The following is a 20,080-nucleotide window of genomic DNA, read 5'->3' as shown; positions in this document are numbered from 1 at the left end:
ACATAAAATTTTACTTAAGCTTGGTATTTAGTTTTCGCAATTTGATTGCAGTAAGCACTTTTTTTGTGTACAGCGGAAAATCGGCATTCTGGAACCATCCGAAGTAGCCGGGCTCCTGCTCAAGAATATCCTCAACGCATTTGCCTTTGTGCTTTCCGAAGCTAAACACCTCGCGGCCTTTCTTATCAAAAACGATGAGGCCTGCAATATCTGCACACTCTTTTCTCGAAGTGAACGAAGAAAGCCATTTTACATCATTCTGCAGTTCATCTTCATATTTATCGAGCTGCGATTTAAGGACTTCATAGGTCGCCATGGTATCAACTTCGGCCCCGTGAGCGCCTTCAAGCTCTTTTCCGCAGTAAAATTTATAGGCAGCAGAAAGCGTGCGTTGTTCCATTTTGTGGAAGATGGTCTGCACATCTACAGACAGGGCGTTCTTCATATCAAAATCAACCCCGGCCCGCAGCATTTCTTCAGCCAAAAGCGGGATATCGTAACGGTTTGAGTTGTAACCCGCAAGGTCACAGCCTTTGATCATTTCATAAACAACGGGGGCAAGTTCCTTAAAAGTGGGCTCGTTGGCCACTTTCTCGTTGGTGATGCCGTGTACGGCCACCACGTCTTTTGAGATTGGCACGGTGGGGTTTACCAGCCAGGTTTTGCTTTCGCGGTTTCCGTTTGGAAAGATCTTTAAAACCGAGATTTCCACAATCCTGTCTTTGGCGACATTGGTACCCGTGGCTTCAAGATCAAAAAAACACAGAGGCTTATTAAGCTTCAGCTCCATAGTTTGTAGTTTTGGTAAAGATAATATTTCCCGAAACTTTAGCGGGAAACAATAAAAAAAAGAAAGCCATAACCTGAAAGGCCATGGCTTTTTATCATTTTAGACAGCTGAGTTACAGGTCTCTGTTCTTGTCAAATTTTTCAAGGTACTGGGCCACTCTCTGTACAAACTGCCCCCCCAAAGCTCCGTTCACCACACGGTGGTCGTAACTGTGCGAAAGGAACATCTTGTAACGAATGCCAATAAAATCCCCTTCGGGGGTTTCAATCACGGCCGGCACCTTTCTAATAGCACCCAGCGCGAGTATCCCCACCTGCGGCTGATTAATGATTGGCGTACCCATTACACTTCCAAAAGTACCCACGTTGGTCACTGTATATGTACCTCCCTGGATATCATCGGGCTTTAATTTGTTGAGCCGGGCACGGTTAGCAAGGTCGTTAACGGCCTTTGCCATTCCCACCAGGTTAAGCTGGTCGGCATTTTTGATCACCGGCACAATTAAGTTACCATCGGGAAGGGCTGCCGCCATCCCCAGGTTGATATTCTTGCGTTTAATGATCTTATCACCATCAACAGAAATGTTGATCAACGGAAAATCTTTTATAGCCTTGGCTACAGCTTCCATAAAGATTGGGGTGAAGGTAAGTTTCTCACCTTCCCTCTTTTCAAAAGCATCTTTGTTTTTCTTTCTCCAGTTCCAGATGTTAGTCACATCTACCTCAATAAAAGACTGCACATGAGCAGAAGTCTGCACACTTTCTACCATGTGGTGCGCAATCATTTTGCCCATGCGTGACATCTCGATGATCTCGTCTTCGCCATTCACGCTCACCGGAGTTTTAGCCGGTTGCGGCGCAGCTGCCTGCTGTGGTTTTTGCTGCTCTTGCTGTGGCTGTGCAGCTGGTTGGGATGAACGGTTTTCCAGGTAGCCTAAAATGTCATTTTTGGTGACCCTTCCTTCTTTCCCGCTTCCGGGAATCTGCTCGAGCTCATCAAATGAAATCCCTTCCTCTTTGGCGATATTTTTAACCAGCGGAGAATAAAACCTGTTACTCTCGGCATACTCTGAAGTAGTGATATTTTTAGCCTCTTCCACCCTGCTTTCGGCTGCGGCAACGGCTTCTTCAATCTCGGGCGAAGGCACTTCCTGGTCGGCAACCGGGGTGGTCTCTGCCGCTTCTTCCCCTTCAGTTTCAATAATAGCAATGGTTTGCCCTACCTGTACCACATCATCTTCGTTGAACAATTTTTCAACCAGCACCCCGTCTACTTCACTCGGCACCTCACTATCCACTTTATCTGTGGCAATTTCCAGAACTGCCTCATCGGCCTCAATGGTCTCTCCAACTTCTTTTAACCAATTCGTAATGGTTGCTTCCGCAACACTCTCCCCCATCTTGGGTAATTTTAGTTCAAATTTTGCCATATTCTTATCTCGAAGATGTTTTACTTAAAATTGACTGCGAAATTACTAAAAATTTACCTCAATTAATAATAATTCTTCAGCAGCGAAAATAATCAGGACTCTTTTTGCTTCTGAAAAAGAGCCTGTTTCCCGAGTAAAATTACAATTTTCACTACTTAGTTTCGAAAAAGATACGTTTGTTTTTTAAGGCAGCCTAAACCTGAAGCTTTTGAAGTTACAGAAGAACCGGGCTGCCAGAGGTTCCAAAAATGGCAAAATCCAACTTCTTTTTTAAAAGTATCGCCACACTAAGTAAGACATAAGCCACATCACCTTCACTTTTTATTGGGTACATTTTAGGTTTTTCTTATTACCTCCTTCCCATTCAAATCTCTACTTTAAATAAAAAAGTATAGCAATGAGCGTTAACACAGAAGAATTAAGAGGAAAAACCATAGTGATCACCGGCATTTCCAGCGGCTTTGGGCGCGGTGCAGCCATAGAATTAGCAAAATTGGGCGCCAATGTGGTGGGAGCGGCAAGAAGAACCGAAGTTCTGAAAAGCCTTGAAGAGGAGGTAACCAACGAAGGCGGAAAACTCAAGACCGTTACCTGTGATGTGAGCAACATAGATGATATTAAGAAATTACGGGACACCGCCCTTGAAAAATCAGGCAGTATTGACATCTGGATAAATAATGTTGGCATAGGTGCGCTGGGATATTTTTGGGACATCCCGATAGAAGATCACGCCCGGCTTATAGATGTTAACCTCAAAGGCCTGGTGTACGGTGCCCATGCCGCCATGAAACATTTTGTGGAACGGGACCGCGGGATTCTCATCAATGTTGGATCTATAGACAGTGAGGTACCACTGGCGCTGCAAAATACCTATGCCGCCACAAAATCGGCTGTTCTTAGCCTTGGCCGCTCCCTTACGGAAGAACTCCATTTAAACGGCAAAAAAAATATCAAAATCGCCACCATTATGCCCTGGGCGGTAGATACGCCCTGGTGGAAACACGCCGCGAATTACACCGGACACAAACCCCGGATGGCCGCCATGGATGAACCTCAACCTGTGATAGATAAAATTATTGAAGCCTGTGTGAACCCTAAAATAAAAATGCCTGTAGGGCCTATTGCCAACGCTTCAAATTTCTTTCACCAGATATTTCCAGAATGGACCGAACGTGCTTCGGCTAAAATCGCCGAATACGAAGTTGAAAAAGCCTCACCCATGCCTGCAACAACGGGAAGCATCTATAAACCCATGAAAGAAGGCACGACCGTGGAAGGAAACATTAAGGAACGAATGAAAAAAGAAGACCGTTAAATGCCATTTTTGACACTCCTGCAATTTATAAGGTCATTCAGAAGCCGATAAATAACTGATCAGGTTTTATTGCTTCAGGGAATTCTCAAACGGAATACGGTTGGTGATGCTGCGCCCCAGGGTAACCTCATCGGCGTATTCCAGTTCATCTCCCACCGAAATTCCGCGGGCAATGGTGCTCGTTTGAATGTCAAGTCCTTCAAGCTGCTTAAAAATGTAAAAGTTGGTAGTATCTCCCTCAAGGGTACTGCTAAGGGCAAAGATCACCTCTTTAATTTCCCCTTTTCTGGCTTTTTCTACTAAAGATTTTATGGTGAGCTGTGAAGGCCCAATACCTTCCATGGGGTTGATCTTTCCGCCCAACACGTGGTAAAGTCCGCGGTACTGGCTGGTGTTTTCAATTGCCATTACATCCCGTATGTCTTCTACCACACACACCACCTCACGCTGGCGGCTGCTGTTGGCGCAAATCTCACAAAGGTCGGTATCGCTAATGTTGTGGCAGTTGGCGCAGAACTTTACTTCGGTCTTAAGGTCTACCAGTGCCTTGCTCAATGCCACGGTTTGAGATTCGGGTTGTTTTAAGAGGTGCAACACGAGCCGCAGTGCCGTGCGCCTGCCAATGCCGGGAAGCTGGGACATTTCATTCACAGCCCCTTCCAGTAATTTTGAAGAAAATTCCATGATGCAAAACTACAATTTTTGAAGAGAGAAGTTTAAACAATTTTTATAGTTTAGCAGACATTAATACGGGTAACAAAAATGCTCCGAACTTAATCCTGAATGGAACCTATAACAATTCTCCTGGTCATTGCCGCATATTTTGGAGTGCTGCTTCTTATTTCTTACTTCACCGGAAAAAATGCCACCAACGAAACATTTTTCAAGGCCAACAAACAATCGCCCTGGTATGTTGTAGCTTTCGGGATGGTGGGGGCGTCGCTTTCGGGCGTTACTTTTATTTCGGTGCCGGGCTGGGTGCGCGATTCGCAGTTTAGTTACATGCAGGTGGTACTGGGTTACCTGGCAGGTTACCTCGTGATCACCTTTATACTTTTGCCCATATATTACAGGCTCAACGTCACTTCTATTTATCAATACCTGCAACAGCGTTTTGGCAATGTAAGTTATCGCACAGGGGCTTTTTTCTTCTTTATATCAAGGGTGTTGGGAGCTTCTTTCAGGCTGTTTCTGGTAGCAACAGTGTTGCAGTATTTTGTATTTGATGCCTGGAATGTGCCCTTCTTTGTTACGGTTACCATATCAATCCTGCTTATTTGGCTCTACACGGCACGGGCGGGTATAAAAACCATTGTATGGACAGACACCCTGCAAACCTTTTTTATGCTGGGCTCTGTAGCGGTTGCTATTTATTTTGTTTCTGAAGAACTCAACTGGCAGTTTGCCGATTTCTTTACTGCCCCCAGACTGGAGCCTTACACCAAAACTTTCTTCTTTGACAGTATTCTCGACAGGAACTACTTCTGGAAAGCATTTTTGGGAGGTATGTTCATCACTATTTGTATGACAGGGCTCGACCAGGACATGATGCAAAAAAACCTCACCTGCCGGAATTTAAGGGATGCTCAAAAGAACATGCTTTCGTACAGTTTTGTGTTCGTTCCGGTTAACCTGTTATTCCTCTTTCTTGGTGCTTTGCTCTTCATTTATGCCGGAGAGAACAATATTGCCGTACCCGTAATGGACGGCAGCGCAAAAACCGATCTGCTTTTTCCTGAAATTGCCCTAAGCGGCAGTATGGGGATGGCCCTGCCCGTGATCTTTATCCTGGGGCTTATTGCCGCGGCATATTCCAGTGCCGACAGTGCCCTTACCTCTCTTACCACAAGCTTTTGTGTGGATTTCCTGAATATCGAAAAAAGGGAACTGCGCGATCAAAAAGGCCTGCGCCAGCGGGTTCATGTGGGCATCAGCGCGCTTTTAATAGCCGTGATCATAGCCTTTAAATACCTGCTTGACAGCAACGTGATCGACCTGCTCCTCACGGCAGCCACCTATACCTATGGCCCCTTACTAGGCCTCTTTACCTTCGGAATATTCACAAAAATGCAGGTGAATGACCAATGGGTGTGGCTGGTCGCCATACTTTCGGCCGTGATCACCTTCATTATTGGAAACCTTCCTCCTGAATATCTGGGCGGCTATGTGTTCAATTATGAGCTTCTTATTGTAAATGGTGCCTTCACCTTTCTGGGCTTAGTACTGCTTCGTAGAAAGTAAGATAAGGGTACAGGCCACTTCTACTTCAATGCCGTTCTTTTGAAGGATCCTGAAGAACTCCGGATTTTCGGTGCCGGGATTAAAGATCACCCTTTCAGGCTGAAGCGAAACTATGTAATCATAGTATTCTTCCTGGCGCGGCGGGCCCAGGTATAAAGTGACGGTATGTATATCTTCAAAGGGAACCTTTTCAGTTTCTATAGTTACCCCGGCTACAGTACCCTGCCTCAAACCAATGGCCACAGTGGGCACCTGATTTCGGGTGAGCCTGTTAATGGCTATATTGGCATACCTTGCCGGGTTTGTAGTTGCACCAAGTACAAGCGTTTTCTTTTCCATTTTTTCATCCATTTTTTACTGTAACAATGCTAAAATTTGGTAGTCTTTAAAGTAAGAAATATTTCCCGCATTGAAGGCATTTATAAAACATTGATGGTTAGTGTCTAAATGCCCCGGTGCTAAGCCCCTGCATTAAAAAAATTGCAGGGGCTTTTTCATTTTCTGCAAAAACTTCAGGAAAAAATTCAGCTGTGTTTGTAACAAACCGGTTGCTGTGCAGTCTTTATAATAGTGCCAGGATACTTTTTCAGGAAAACATATGTTTTCCGATTATGTTATACAAGGTATTAGGCTAAATCAATCATCATCAAATCAATCAAAAAATGAAACAGTTAATCGCCATTTTAATTTTTAGCTTCGGAAGCCTTTCCGCAGAAGCAATCACCGATCCTGCAGATCTTGGTACCATCATTGGGCAGGTAATGGACCAGGAATTTAATGAACCTATCCCCTACGCCACCATTAGCGTGACCACGCCCGAAGGAGAAATGGTTACCGGGGCAGTGACTTCTACCGATGGGACTTTTGAAATTGAAAAGCTGAAAGACGGCACTTATCTCTTCAAGGTCCAGTATATGGGGTTTAAAGCCTTTAGCCGCGAGCTGAAAGTGAACAGCGGGAAACGTCAATTCAACCTGGGAACCATTTACCTGGAACCCGAAGTGGCCCAGCTCGACTCTGTAGAAGTGGTGGCAGAAAGGTCTACCATTGAACAGCGCATAGACCGCAAGGTGGTAAATGTGGGAAAAGACCTCACCACGGCAGGGGCTTCGGCCAGCGAGATCATGAACAACATCCCCAGCCTTGCCGTAGACCAGGACGGGAATATCTCCATGCGCGGCAACGACAACGTAAAGATCCTTGTTGACGGAAAACCCACCAATATTCCGGCGGCACAGCTTTTAAAGCAAATACCAAGCAGCTCCATCAAAAGTATAGAGTTGATCACCAACCCTTCGGCAAAATACAATCCTGAAGGCATGAGCGGGATCATCAATATCATTCTGCACAAAAACTCCAATCTCGGCTTTAATGGCAACCTCAACACCGGAATCACCCAGGGCGAGTACACCCGTTATACAGGTTCGCTCAACATGAACTACCGCACCGGGAAAGTAAATTTTTTCACCAATCTTGGCACCAATGGCGGCAAAAGCCAGAATAACGGAAGGCTGGAAAATTTCACGCAGAACTATACCGAAAATATCAGCTTTTTGAACGACAGGGAATCCTACCTCCTCAAGTTTGGAATGGATTACTACATGAACGACCGCAACACCTTCTCGGTGTACACCAATCAAAACCTCTACAACGGGGAACCCGTGGGAAGGGTACGCCTGGATTATGGCCTCAACGACGAAAGGAACCTGATGCAGGAATTTCTTATGGACGGTGAAAACCACACGCAGACCTACAATTTTGTATTTAATCATGATTTTAATGCTGAAGGCCATAAGCTCATCCTGGAAGCCGATCACAGCCTCACAGACGAAGCCGATATGGTACGGTATTTATACACCGGCCCGGGTGCAGGAGATTTTGATTCTTACCGGGATGATACTGAAGAGGAATTGTCTAATTCAACTTTCAACCTGGATTATGAAAATCCGTTTTCAGAAACCTCAAAAGTCGAACTGGGGGCCGAAGCAAGGTTTAGAAGGACCAAAAACGATTACCGTACCACCAGTGAGAATCTTGAAAATACCATGTATGATTATGACAACAATATATTTTCGGCTTATGCCACTTTTGGGCAAAGCTTTCAAAAATGGTCTTACCAGCTGGGAGCAAGGCTGGAACAATATGAAGTAGAAGCGGTTCTCAATGGAGATTTGATCTACGAAACCGATTATTTGACCCTGTACCCTTCAGCATTTGCGTCTTATAAGATTGACGAGATGAAAACACTGCAGCTTAGTTATTCGAGACGGGTAGACCGCCCGGGACTCAACCAGGTAAACCCGGTGAGGGAATTTGCCACCCCAAGGCTCTCGCAGGTTGGAAACCCCGAGCTTGACCCGCAGTTCACAAATTCCGTAGAAATGAACTATACCCACAACTTCAAAAAGGGCAGTTTAACCGCAGGAATTTTTTACCGCCTCATAGAAGATGAAATTAACCAGGCACTGTTAATTGATCCGCAAGACCCGTCGCGATTACTGCTCACCTATCAAAACTGGGAAGACAACAGCGCATACGGCTTTGAACTTAGCGGCAGGTACAAAGCTTTTAGCTGGTGGAGCATTAACCCAAGCTTTGAACTGTACAGCAGTACCGAAAAAGGCGTGGTGGGATCAGATTACAGGGAGGTGGAAAGCAGCATGTACAGCCTTCGCATAAGCCAGAGTTTTGATGTCACCAAAAAACTGAGCCTTCAAACCTTCGGAATGTACCGCAGCAGCACCGAACTGTTACAAATAAACCCCAAAGAATTCTGGTTTGTAAACGCCGGCGCCAGGTATAACATCCTAAACGATAAAGGCACTATAAGCCTTAACGTAAATGACATTTTTGACACCCAGGAATTCGGTTTCCAATCTGATGTGCCTTACTCTCAGGAAGGTACGTTCTGGAATGATTCTCAAACGGTATACTTAGGCTTTTCGTACCGGTTTGGAGGTGGCAAAAACAAAGCCCTTGACAGGAAACAAAGAGACGACAACACCAGCAGTGGTGGAGGAATTTTTTAATACCTTGTTTAATTAGCCAAAAAAAATCCGCACCTGAAAGGCTGCGGATTTTTGACATTTTTGGCACCTGTAAAAAAGTCCTGATTCTTGGCTCTTAACTCTTGTTTCTTGTTTCTTGGCTCTTGCCTCTTGTTTCTAAAAAGCTACCATTTAATCACCGCACTGGCCCAGGTAAAGCCACTGCCAAAAGCGGCCAGCACCACGGTATCACCTTCTTTGATCTTACCTTTTTCCCAGGCTTCGGTCAAAGCAATAGGTATAGATGCAGCCGTGGTATTTCCGTAACGCTGAATGTTGTTGTACACCTGATCATCCCCTAGCCTGAACTTCTGCTGAATGAACTGCGAAATACGCAGGTTCGCCTGGTGTGGAATAAGCATGTCTATATCTTTCACTTCAAGCCCGTTGGCCTGCAATCCTTCCTGAATTACTTCAGAAAAACGCACCATGGCATTTTTGAACACAAACTGGCCGTTCATGTAAGGATAGTAGATGATATCATCGCCCTGCGGATTCTCTTCTATAATTTGCGGAACCCAGTGCATGGTACTTGGCCCTTTTAATGAAAGTTCGAGGGCGTGCTTGCCTTCAGAATGTAAATGGGTTGAAAGAATACCCTGGCCGTTGTGGTCGCTTCGGGTAAGCACTGCGGCCCCTGCCCCATCGCCAAAGATCACCGACACCCCACGCCCGCGGGTAGTAAAATCAAGCCCGCCACTGTGGTTTTCACTGCCTATAAGCAATACATTTTTATACATTCCTGTTTTGATGTATTGATCGGCGACTGAAAGTCCGTAGATAAATCCGCTACACTGATTTCTCACATCCAGGGCCGGGCAGGTCTCAATGTCGAGCATTTCCTGGATTTGCACACCCCCGCCAGGAAAATAATAATCTGGGCTCAGGGTTGCAAACACAATAAGTTCAATGTCATCTTTTGAGATACCGGCACGTTCAATGGCTATTTTGGCTGCTTTTGCGCCCATCACGGCAGTAGAATTGCCATCTCCTTTTTTAATGTGTCGCCGCTCTTTGATTCCTGTGCGCTCCTGTATCCATTCATCATTGGTGTCCATCATTTTGGACAAATCATCGTTAGTAACCACATTTTCGGGCACGTAGAAGCCAAGACCCGCTATTTTAGACTGATACATGTATAAATTTTTAGGCTTTGATAATTTATTTCTATTAAATTTAGCAATTAATAAAAAGTTGCTGCGCAATATAAGAAAGATTAACATTATGACAGTGCAGTGATTTTCAACCTAAATTCAATTTATTCCCATGAAAAGATTTATTTTGAACTTCATTGCCATCTTTTGCTTTACGGGAGCAGGCTTTGCGCAGGAGAACCTCACCTATCAGAAACCGCCACAGGAGATCCTGGAACTTGTAGATGTACCACTGGCTCCTTCTACCCTTATAGACAGTGAGGCGAAAAGAATCGTATTCCTGTACCGCGACCAGTTTAAATCTATAGCCGAGCTTAGTGAAGAAGAAATGCGCCTTGGCGGTTTGCGCATAAACCCTGTGACCAACATTAGCAGCCGCGCCACCTATTACAACAATATTGAGGTGAAAGACATGAAAGCAGACCAGCCTGTACAGGTAAAAGACCTGCCAGAAAATCCGCGGCTCACCAACTTCAGCTGGTCTCCAGATGAGTCAAAAATGGCATTTACGCACACTACTTCGGAAGGAGTTGAACTCTGGATAGCCGATCTACAAACTGCAACCGCACGCAGGCTCACCGGCCCCAGCCTTAATGCCAATATGAGAGATGTGCTCAACTGGTATAAAGACAACTCGGCTATTTTGGTAAAAATGCTTCCGCAGGACAGGAAAAAGCTCATCAACCCCAAAACTTCTGTACCTACAGGGCCAACAGTATCGGTAAGTGACGGGAAAGAAGCCCAGAACCGGACTTACCAGGACCTGCTAAAAAACCCCACAGATGAATTCAATTTTGAACAACTCGCCCGTGCCGAACTGGTGCAGGTCAATCTCGACGGTACAACTTCAAAATGGCTGGATGCAAAGATGTATGACGATATATCTTTTTCCCCCGATGGTAATTATGTGATGGTAAGCCACATTAAAAAGCCATTTTCATACCTGGTACCTTACTACCGTTTTCCTTCAGAAACTGTCATTTACAGCCGTGACGGGAAAAAAGTAAACCAGGTAAATGACGTGCCGCTCACAGAAGATCTTCCGAAGGGATTCATGGCTGAAAGAGAAGGCCGCAGAAACCTCAACTGGAGAAATGATGCCCCTGCCACCCTGGTTTACGTAGAAGCACTTGATGGTGGTGACCCTGAAAGAGAAGCTGAATTTAGGGATGAAGTATTTCTCCTTGAGGCACCTTTTAAAGGAGAAGGAAAATCAATTCTGAAAACCAAAGACCGCTACAGCGGAATTATTTGGGGAGACAAAAATACAGCCATAGCCAACGATTACTGGTGGAATAACCGGAATACCCGCACCTATGTTTTTAATCCGTCTAAGCCAGGGCAGCAGCCTAAAGTTCTTTTTGACCGCAACTACCAGGACCGTTACAGCGACCCGGGCAGTTTTGTGAGAGTAAAAAACAAGTACGGGCAACAGGTGCTAAAAATGGTAAATAACCAGGCGTTTCTTTTAGGCGACGGATTTACCCCCGAAGGCCAGTATCCTTTTGTAGATCGTTTAGACCTTGAAAACGGAGAGACGGAAAGGCTTTACCAGTCAAAGTACAACAACAAAAAGGAAAGCCTTGTTGAAGCTATAGATATAGAGGAAGGAGAAATTCTTGTACGCATTGAAGCTGCTACAGAATACCCTAACTATTTTATACGCGATATTGACAGTGAAGAAGATCTCACCCGGGTGACTGCCTTTGAAAATCCTTTTAAGAGCCTGGAAAATGTGAGCAAGGAAATTATTACTTATAAAAGAGAAGACGGACTTGATCTCAACGGAACTTTGTACCTGCCCGCAGGTTATGACAAGGAGAATCCCGCCAAGCTCCCCATGATCGTTTGGGCATACCCACGCGAGTATAAAGACAAGAATTCAGCTTCTCAAAACACTTCCAATGCAAACGATTTTACCTATCCCTACTACGGTTCTCCGGTTTACTGGGTTAACCGCGGGTATGTGGTGCTTGATGATGCTTCTTTCCCTATTGTGGGCGAAGGGAACGAAGAGCCTAACGACAGCTTTAGAAAGCAACTGGTGGCGAATGGTAAAGCAGCCATAGATGCGGTAGATGCCATGGGCTATATAGACAGGGACAGGGTTGCTGTGGGCGGCCATAGTTATGGAGCCTTTATGACGGCCAACCTGCTTTCTCACTCCAACTTATTTGCTGCCGGAATTGCGCGTAGCGGAGCGTATAACCGTACCCTTACCCCATTTGGATTTCAAAGCGAAGAGAGAAATTACTGGGAAGCCCCTGAAGTTTACTACAACATGTCTCCTTTTATGCATGCCGATAAAATGAAAACCCCGCTCCTGCTCATTCACGGGGAAGCCGACAATAATTCGGGGACCTATCCCATGCAAAGTGAGCGTTACTTCAATGCCTTAAAAGGACTTGGCGCCACCGCCAGGCTGGTGATGCTTCCTAAAGAAAGCCACGGGTACAGCGCCAAAGAATCTGTACTGCACGTGCTTTGGGAGCAGGATCAATGGCTTGAAAAATATGTAAAGAACAAAGAAAAGCTGGAAGGGAAGATTGAGCAGCAATCTCCTGCTCTACAGAATTAATTCTCCCGGAATTAACAATATAAAAAAGCTGTCTTAAAATCCTGACTGTCTTTCTGAACAAATTCAGAAGGCTCAAAAAGGGGATTTTCCAGACAGCTTTTTCTGTTTATTTTTTATTATGATATTATCTTCTATTGAAGGCGTCATAATCGTTGAATTCGTTCTCATCTACAAATCCGTCTTCGTTTATATCCCAATCGTCAAAAGAGGAAATATTCCATTCGTCATTATCTATATACTCATCCTGATTGGTGTCGTACCTCTCAAACCAGGTATTGTTATTCCATCCCTCATCCCACTCATCACTATCTAATCTTCCGTCGCGGTTGGTGTCAAAGGTGCTGTACTCGTCATCTCCAAAAGACTCCCCTATCCCGGTATCGAGACCTTCATCCCACTCGTTCTCGTCGATAAAGTCATCCCTGTTCTGGTCAAAACCCCGGTACGCCCTGTCAGAAAATTCAGCGTTGTCAATATTTCCATCCCGGTTGGTATCCCAGTCGTTGTAGGTATCGTTATTTCTTTCGGTAAATTCGGTTTGATTTAATCTTCCGTCGAGATCGGCGTCAAAAGTGTCAAAATCCTGGGCATAAACCCCTGTCCCTAAAATGCTGCACATTGCGAAAAGAATTCCTTTCATAGTCTTCATACTCATTGTTTTAAATTTAACTTCATTTTTTCCAGACCTTCAATGTAAGCGGTAAATCACCTGATATAAAGCACTTTAAGCTTTTTAACAGCCTTGTGAAAGAATTTAAACTATCAATAACAGGAATAAAAAAAGCCGGAAAAAACATTTTTCCGGCCCGGTACTACAAACAAAACATAAAGCATCAGGAATACTTCCTGAAATTATTGATCTTAACTGTAGCTCCCAAATCGTGTAACAGGTTGTAAAGGCCAAAGAACGTGCGGTTAATGTACAGGAAATGCTTGCTCCCCCGGTTGCCGTTCATTTTTCTCAACTCCTGATCTTTGCTGTATTTTTCACTGAGCCCGGTTATTGGCGCCCAAAATGCCTCATCAGAAAAGTTAAATTCTTCCTTCTGAAAAGGGGCCGTAAAAAGGCTTAACATCTGGTAAAATAATTCTGAAAAGAAGGCAATTTCTTTGGGTGAATCTTCCTTCCGAAGAATTTCGAGTTCAAAAAGCCTGGCATTGAAAAATTCCGGGTCATTGATTTTTTGCCAATCGGCCAGTTCAAAATAGGGCTTGTAAAAATCTTCCGGCACTCGTTTGATGCACCCAAAATCTATAGCGATGAGGTTATTCTCTTTGTCCACCAGAAAATTTCCGGGGTGCGGGTCGGCATGTACGGCCTTTAAGATATGCATCTGGTACATGTAAAAATCCCAAAGGGCCTGCCCCAGATTATTTGCTGTTTCTTTACTGGTATTCCGTTTGGCGAATTCGCTCAGATGAAGGCCATTCATCCAGTCCATTATAATGATCTTTTTGCTGGAAAGATCTTCATAATACTTTGGAAACCTGAGGTGGGGGATATTTTTACAGGCCTCAGACATTTCGATGCTCTGTTGTACTTCCAGAACATAATCTGTCTCCTCGAGCAGCTTTTCTTCCACCTCTTTAAAATACCTTTCTGCACCCTTGCCCTGCAGGTTAAACATCTTTGTAGCTATGGGCTTAACCAGTGCCAGGTCTGAACTTATACTTTCGGCCACGCCGGGATACTGGATCTTTACCGCCAGGTCTTTCCCGTCTTTTTTAGCCCTGTGTACCTGGCCTATACTGGCGGCGTTCACAGAGTCAAGGGAAAAACTGTCAAAAAGTTCATCTGGGTACTGCCCGTGATATTTCTTAAAAGTTTTTCTCACCAGGGGCGCCGAAAGTGGGGGCACGCTAAACTGCGCCAGGCTGAATTTCTCTACATAGGCATTGGGCAGCAGGCTCTTTTCCATAGAAAGCATCTGCGCTACCTTAAGGGCGCTGCCTTTAAGGCTTTTGAGGCCGTTGTAAATATCTTCGGCATTGCTCTCGTCCAGCTGCTCTCTTGAAAGATCGGCATTTAATGCCTTTTTTGAGTAGTATTTGAGGTAATTCCCTCCAAGTTTGATCCCTGTTTGTACCATTTTACCGGTACGGCCAATTTTTCCGGTGGGAATTTTATCTATTGTTTTCATATTTTTAAAATTAAAAACCCAACGGCAGGCATAGTAGGGTTATCCCTGCCGCGGGTAAAAGCCTGACAGACTCCATATGCATCAGGACATTTTTTCTTTCCAAAGGAATTTTCCGAAGTCTAGTGCTCTTTCTAAAGGAGTGTTTTCGTACAGGTCAAAAGCTGTATTTACCGATTTTTCAATGGCCAGGTCGGTGCTTTCGAATTGTGGGGAATTGTCGTTCATCCAAAACTTCAGCAAAAACACAAGCTGGATCCAGGCAGCTTCAGAAAATATGCTTTCTGACCTTTTTACCAGCCTCGCACGGGCTTCCTCATTGCCTTCGCGAATAAGCTGGGTGGCATACGCCTTCAGCTCCCGCCGCAAAGCCCGAAGCTGCCCGGCATTTTTGAACATTGAACCTTCATGCTTCAATGTGAAAAGCACATAGCTGCGGTTGGCGGTAAGCATTTCAAAGAATGTGAAGTACAGGCTGAGCATTTTTTCCCGCGGGTTGAAAGCAGCATACTCGGGGCTCTTTTGCATCACTTTAAGCGTATGTTCAAAAAAACGTTCCCAAATTGCCATTTTTAAGCCCTCAAAGCTTCCGAAGAAATTGTAGAAATCTGATTCAGAAATCTCATGATCTTTAGCGAACTTATACACCGTACCGGGTTCTCTGCCATTTTCGAGCACGTAGTTCATGTACCATTCCATGATACGATTTTGGGTTACTTCTTCCTGCTGTTCCTTTATTTTTTTTGGTCTTGCCATTTTGTAATTCATTAACTGTGATAAATTTACCTATACTGTTTAAATATTTAAAACATTTTTTAAACAAAACTTTGTTAAAAATAAGTTGCCTTATTTATGTCCTTCTTTTAGTCGAAAAACAGGAAGAAAAATTACTCTGCTGTCAGTTTGTCAGCGAAGGTGAGTTGGGTACTTTTTTTGTCCTCTCTGGGGGAATCTAAAAATTAATAAACCAAAATATATGGCAACCGGAAACATTAATGTATCTGTAGAAAACATCTTTCCGTTAATCAAGAAGTTTCTATACAGTGATCATGAGATCTTTTTACGCGAACTGATCTCTAACGCCACAGATGCCACTCTTAAATTGAAGCACCTTACTGCTATTGGAGAGGCTAAGGTTGAATATGGCGAGCCTGTCATCGAAGTGAAGATAGACAAGGACAAAAAACAACTTATTATTAGCGACCAGGGAATTGGGATGACCAAAGAAGAGGTTGAGAAATATATTAACCAGGTAGCATTTTCAGGCGCCGAAGAATTCCTTGAAAAGTACAAGGATACTGCAAAAGACAGCGGAATAATCGGGCATTTTGGCCTTGGTTTCTATTCGGCCTTTATGGTGGCCAACAAGGTAGAGATCATCACCAAATCTTATAAAGATGAGCCTGCAGCCCACTGGATTTGCGAAGGTACTACCGAATTCACCCTGGAAGAAGCCGACAAAAAGGCTCATGGTACAGACATTATTCTTCACATCAACGAAGATGATAAGGAGTTCCTTGAAGAGAACAGGATTGAAGAGCTGCTTGTGAAGTACAACAAGTTCATGCCGGTTCCCATTAAGTTTGGCACCCGCGAAGAAACTCTGGAACTGCCCGAAGATGCTCCCGAAGACGCAAAACCGGAGACCAAAACGGTAGACAATATTATCAACAACACCAATCCTGCCTGGACCAAACAGCCTACAGACCTTGAGGATAAAGATTACAAAGATTTTTACCGCGAGCTGTATCCCATGCAGTTTGAGGAACCTTTATTCCACATTCACCTTAATGTTGATTATCCTTTCAATCTTACCGGGATCCTTTATTTCCCGAAGATGACGCAGGATATGAATATCCAGAAAGACAAGATCCAGCTTTACCAGAACCAGGTTTTTGTGACCGATAATGTGGAAGGTATAGTGCCTGAGTTCCTGACCATGCTTCGCGGGGTTATTGATTCTCCCGACATTCCTCTGAATGTCTCCCGATCTTACCTGCAGGCCGATGGTGCCGTTAAGAAGATCTCCAGCTACATTACCCGTAAGGTTGCAGATAAGCTGAAGTCCCTGTTCAACAACAATAGAGAAGATTTTGAGAAGAAATGGAACGACATCAAGATCGTGATTGAATACGGAATGCTCTCTGAAGATAAATTCTTTGAAAAAGCCAAAGACTTTGCCCTTTATCCAACGGTAGACGAGAAATACTTCACTTTTGAAGAATTTATTGAGAAGATCAAAGACAACCAAACCGACAAAGATGGCAACAAGGTAATTCTCTATGCTTCAAACCAGGATGCACAGCACAGCTACATTGAGACAGCAAAAGAAAAAGGTTACGAGGTACTGTTGTTAGATTCCCCAATTGTATCGCACCTGCTACAAAAGCTTGAAATGGGAGAAGAAAAAATATCTTTTGCCCGTGTAGATGCCGATCATATTGACAACCTCATCAAAAAAGATGAAGAGAAGATCTCAAAACTTAACGACGAAGAAAAAGAGAAGCTAAAATCTGACTTTGAAAAGGTAGTTCCCAAAGAGAAGTACACGGTACAACTTGAGGCGATGGACAGTAATGCTGCTCCGCTTATCATTACCCAACCCGAATTTATGCGCCGCATGAAAGAAATGCAGCAAACCGGTGGCGGCGGAATGTTTGGAATGGGAAATATGCCCGAGATGTACAACCTTGTGGTGAATACCAACCACCCGCTAATTGGGGAAATCTTAAACACGAAAACCGAGAAAAAACAGGAGCGCTTAATCAAACAATCCCTTGATTTGGCCCGGCTTTCCCAAAACCTCCTAAAAGGGGAAGAATTGACTTCATTTATCAAGCGCAGCTTTGATATGATCAAGTAGATTTAATACTTAACAGTTAAAAACCGCTTCTCCTTTCCAGGGAAGCGGTTTTTTTATTGAGTCAGCTAATAGCTAATAGTCATAATTACGTGCTGAAGGTCAGCTTCGGAAAAGCTTGCACCCTGGTCATTGCGCTCCTACTCTGCTTCAGAATCTACGGTAAGCTTAAGATTTCTGTAGATGGTGCTGAAGAAAGTAGGAATGTCATAAGGTTTTACAATAATATCGCTCATCCCCGATATCATGATCTCATCGCGCATTTCCTGGATCTCCACTGCTGTTAAGGCAATTACCGGAATGCTGCTGTTAAACTCCCTGATCCTTTTAGTGGTTTCCATTCCGCTTAGGCCGGGCATATTAACGTCCATTAAAACTAATCCGAATTTCTCGTTCTTTAAAATTTCTATCGCCTCATACCCGTCTCCGGCAACTTTACATTCAAAATGCCTCTTTTCGAGGATCCGCCGGGTCACCACCTGGTTTATTCGGTTATCATCTACGATGAGGGCCTTTTTTAGTACGCTTTCTTCAGACACTTCAGAAGTCCCGGGTTCGGCTAGGCTTTCTTCAGCTTCGGCCTGCTCAAAAAGGATCTCAAAACTAAAGACCGAACCTTCTCCTTCCTTACTTTTCAGATAAATTTCAGAACCGAATAATTTCAGTAGGTTCTTTACAATAGGCAGCCCCAGCCCCGTTCCCTGATAACTATAGTTATTGGCCTGTAACTGGGAAAATTCTTCAAATATTTCCTGCTGTTTATTTTCAGGGATCCCCATTCCCGTATCGCCCACTTCAAAGTAGATAAGACATTTTCCGTTTTCACAACTTTTGCAGTCGGCTTTGATCCAAACCTTCCCACGTTCTGTGAATTTTACTCCATTCCCAACAAGGTTCATGATGATCTGGGAAAGCCGTACAGAATCTCCAATAAGCTTATGAGGAATGTTGTCGCTTAACTGTAGCTCTACCGTATTGTTGTTTTGATGCCGCGTGAACTCGAAAGATTTGACTATGCCCTTCATAAGCCCGTAAATATTAAAGGGCGTATTTTCAAGAGCAACCAGGCGCGATTCCATCTTATTCATCTGCAAGACATCGTTGATCAAAGCCAGAAGATAATCGGCAGAGAATTTAAGCGATTTGAGGTCGCTTTCCAGTTTTTTATCGTTGTTGTCTTCCAGCAACAAAGAAGTAAGGCCCACCACCCCATACAGCGGGGTTCTGAGTTCGTGACTCACCGTAGAGAAGAACCGGCTCTTTAAATGAGACAGCCGCTCGGCCTCTTCTTTTGCCCTAAACAGTTCGTTATTTTTCTCCTTTAGTTCCCAGATGAGCTTCTTTCTTGACCTGTTGTTCTTAACCAGCAGTAAAATGAACAGGAGCATGAGCGTGATGGAAATGAGCATGATGGCGGTAATCTGTTCAGACTTTTCGATTACCTGGTCTTTATACTGCTGTTCCCTTTTGGCGGTCTCCAGGTTCTCCCGGTATTGCTGGGTCTCAAAACGGGCCTGGGCAGCTTCCATTTGCCTTAGTTTTTCCTTTTCAAACAGCAACGCATCGTACTTTACGTATTTTTCCAGCGCCTTGTAAGCCTCTTCAAATTTGCCATTTTTGAACTGCAGTTTCGCATATCCGTCATAAGCGGTAACCGCATCGTAAATGAGGGAATCTTTTTCGGCAATCCTTATTGCTTCCTCGAAATAATCTTTAGCAGTTTCATAATTATTCTTTCCCGAATGGTACATCCCAAAAAGGGAAGCTAACTGAGTATGTATAAAAGGATCATTGTAATCTTCAATGATCTTTTCAACTTTGAGCAGGTATGGGTAGGCTTCATCGTACTTCTTCAAATCAAGATAGGTCCAGCCTTTATTGAGCAAAGGCGTGGCCCTGCTGTCGGGGTCATTTAAGTGAGAAGCGGCTGCTATGGCTTTGTCATAGTAGGCAAAACCCTGTTCAATCGTGTTCTTATTAGAAGTAAATATATTGCCAAGGTTGTTATAAGCCCACCACAACAGGGTATCGTTGTTTACAAGTTCGGCATATTTTAAGGCTTTTTCATAGTTCTGCCTGGCCCTCACACTATCCAGCAGTTCATCATAGGTGATCCCCAAATTGTTGTAACCGTGATAGAGGTTATAGTAATCCTCCTTTTTTTCGGCCAGTTGTATTAAGCGAAGGGAATAGTCAATGGCTTTGCTGTACTCGTACTCGTACATGGCATCGGTAGACAGATCCAACAGCTTCTGAATGCTGTCTACTGATATCTTTTCTTCAGATTGAGAAAAGGAAAATCCAAAAACCAGTATGGCCAGGCAAAGAGAAGCGGTTTTTGCGTTCAATTCTGCGATGTGTTAAGTTCAATAAATGGGGGAGAGCCAAATTATTTATTTTTAGCATCTTATGCAACAGATTTCAAAATATTTCTTAAAAATATTAAAACTCTGTTAAAGCTTTACTTCGGAAGTTTTATGCATAAAAAAAGCTGCCTTAAAAGCAGATTCCGGTTTAGCTGAAGCTAT

At 44.0% G+C, this 20,080-nt stretch carries 14 protein-coding genes; 5 read left to right on the top strand and 9 right to left on the bottom strand.

Annotated features, from left to right (window positions below; genetic code table 11):
• Window positions 1-10: 10 nt before the first annotated feature.
• On the bottom strand, window positions 11-790 hold the full coding sequence (locus JRG66_RS12570; protein WP_265163117.1) for a 3'-5' exonuclease: 780 nt from the start codon (window positions 788-790) through the stop codon (window positions 11-13).
• Between the two features lie 112 nt (window positions 791-902).
• On the bottom strand, window positions 903-2,219 hold the full coding sequence (locus JRG66_RS12565; RefSeq protein ID WP_265163116.1) for a dihydrolipoamide acetyltransferase family protein: 1,317 nt from the start codon (window positions 2,217-2,219) through the stop codon (window positions 903-905).
• Window positions 2,220-2,616: 397 nt separating this feature from the next.
• Here JRG66_RS12565 and JRG66_RS12560 point away from each other — a divergent pair, with 397 nt between their 5' ends.
• Window positions 2,617-3,534, top strand: coding sequence for an SDR family NAD(P)-dependent oxidoreductase (locus JRG66_RS12560; RefSeq protein ID WP_265163115.1), 918 nt, complete (start codon window positions 2,617-2,619; stop codon window positions 3,532-3,534).
• 66 nt (window positions 3,535-3,600) lie between these two features.
• On the opposite strand, the gene recR is transcribed toward JRG66_RS12560, so the two are convergent.
• Complete coding sequence (gene recR, locus JRG66_RS12555; protein WP_265163114.1) at window positions 3,601-4,218, bottom strand: recombination mediator RecR; 618 nt, start codon at window positions 4,216-4,218, stop codon at window positions 3,601-3,603.
• Between the two features lie 99 nt (window positions 4,219-4,317).
• Between recR and JRG66_RS12550 the strand changes: the two genes are divergently transcribed.
• The gene (locus JRG66_RS12550) at window positions 4,318-5,775 is read left to right on the top strand and encodes a sodium:solute symporter (protein ID WP_265163113.1); all 1,458 of its coding nucleotides are present in this window, start codon (window positions 4,318-4,320) and stop codon (window positions 5,773-5,775) included.
• Here the strand turns inward: JRG66_RS12550 and JRG66_RS12545 are convergent.
• Complete coding sequence (locus tag JRG66_RS12545; protein WP_265163112.1) at window positions 5,752-6,114, bottom strand: CoA-binding protein; 363 nt, start codon at window positions 6,112-6,114, stop codon at window positions 5,752-5,754. The genes JRG66_RS12550 and JRG66_RS12545 overlap by 24 nt on opposite strands.
• A 323-nt stretch (window positions 6,115-6,437) precedes the next feature.
• On the opposite strand from JRG66_RS12545, the gene JRG66_RS12540 reads away from it, so the two are divergent.
• A complete protein-coding gene (locus JRG66_RS12540) occupies window positions 6,438-8,804 on the top strand; it encodes a TonB-dependent receptor (protein WP_265163111.1) in 2,367 nt (788 codons plus the stop codon).
• A 143-nt stretch (window positions 8,805-8,947) separates the two neighbouring features.
• Here the strand turns inward: JRG66_RS12540 and JRG66_RS12535 are convergent, their stop codons facing one another.
• Window positions 8,948-9,958, bottom strand: coding sequence for a 3-oxoacyl-ACP synthase III family protein (locus JRG66_RS12535; RefSeq protein ID WP_265163110.1), 1,011 nt, complete (start codon window positions 9,956-9,958; stop codon window positions 8,948-8,950).
• A gap of 130 nt (window positions 9,959-10,088) precedes the next feature.
• Here JRG66_RS12535 and JRG66_RS12530 point away from each other — a divergent pair, with 130 nt between their 5' ends.
• The gene (locus tag JRG66_RS12530; RefSeq protein ID WP_265163109.1) at window positions 10,089-12,554 is read left to right on the top strand and encodes a S9 family peptidase; all 2,466 of its coding nucleotides are present in this window, start codon (window positions 10,089-10,091) and stop codon (window positions 12,552-12,554) included.
• 124 nt (window positions 12,555-12,678) lie between these two features.
• Here the strand turns inward: JRG66_RS12530 and JRG66_RS12525 are convergent, their stop codons facing one another.
• From JRG66_RS12525 to JRG66_RS12515, 3 genes are all read right to left on the bottom strand, one after another.
• The gene (locus JRG66_RS12525) at window positions 12,679-13,203 is read right to left on the bottom strand and encodes an EF-hand domain-containing protein (protein WP_265163108.1); all 525 of its coding nucleotides are present in this window, start codon (window positions 13,201-13,203) and stop codon (window positions 12,679-12,681) included.
• Between the two features lie 184 nt (window positions 13,204-13,387).
• Window positions 13,388-14,695: an ABC1 kinase family protein gene (locus JRG66_RS12520; protein WP_265163107.1), complete on the bottom strand. Its 1,308-nt coding sequence runs from the start codon at window positions 14,693-14,695 to the stop codon at window positions 13,388-13,390.
• Window positions 14,696-14,776: 81 nt separating this feature from the next.
• A complete protein-coding gene (locus JRG66_RS12515; RefSeq protein ID WP_265163106.1) occupies window positions 14,777-15,448 on the bottom strand; it encodes a TetR/AcrR family transcriptional regulator in 672 nt (223 codons plus the stop codon).
• A 220-nt stretch (window positions 15,449-15,668) separates the two neighbouring features.
• On the opposite strand from JRG66_RS12515, the gene htpG reads away from it, so the two are divergent.
• Complete coding sequence (gene htpG / locus JRG66_RS12510) at window positions 15,669-17,555, top strand: molecular chaperone HtpG (RefSeq protein WP_265163105.1); 1,887 nt, start codon at window positions 15,669-15,671, stop codon at window positions 17,553-17,555.
• A gap of 137 nt (window positions 17,556-17,692) precedes the next feature.
• Here the strand turns inward: htpG and JRG66_RS12505 are convergent, their stop codons facing one another.
• Window positions 17,693-19,900, bottom strand: a complete 2,208-nt coding sequence (locus tag JRG66_RS12505; RefSeq protein WP_265163104.1) for a tetratricopeptide repeat-containing hybrid sensor histidine kinase/response regulator — start codon at window positions 19,898-19,900, stop codon at window positions 17,693-17,695.
• Between the last annotated feature and the right edge of the window lie 180 nt (window positions 19,901-20,080).

Origin of the sequence: Salinimicrobium tongyeongense, from assembly GCF_026109735.1 — a bacterium.
GTDB lineage: Bacteria > Bacteroidota > Bacteroidia > Flavobacteriales > Flavobacteriaceae > Salinimicrobium > Salinimicrobium tongyeongense.
Note: the sequence above shows the minus strand (reverse complement) of the source record. Positions and strands in the feature narration are given on the sequence as shown.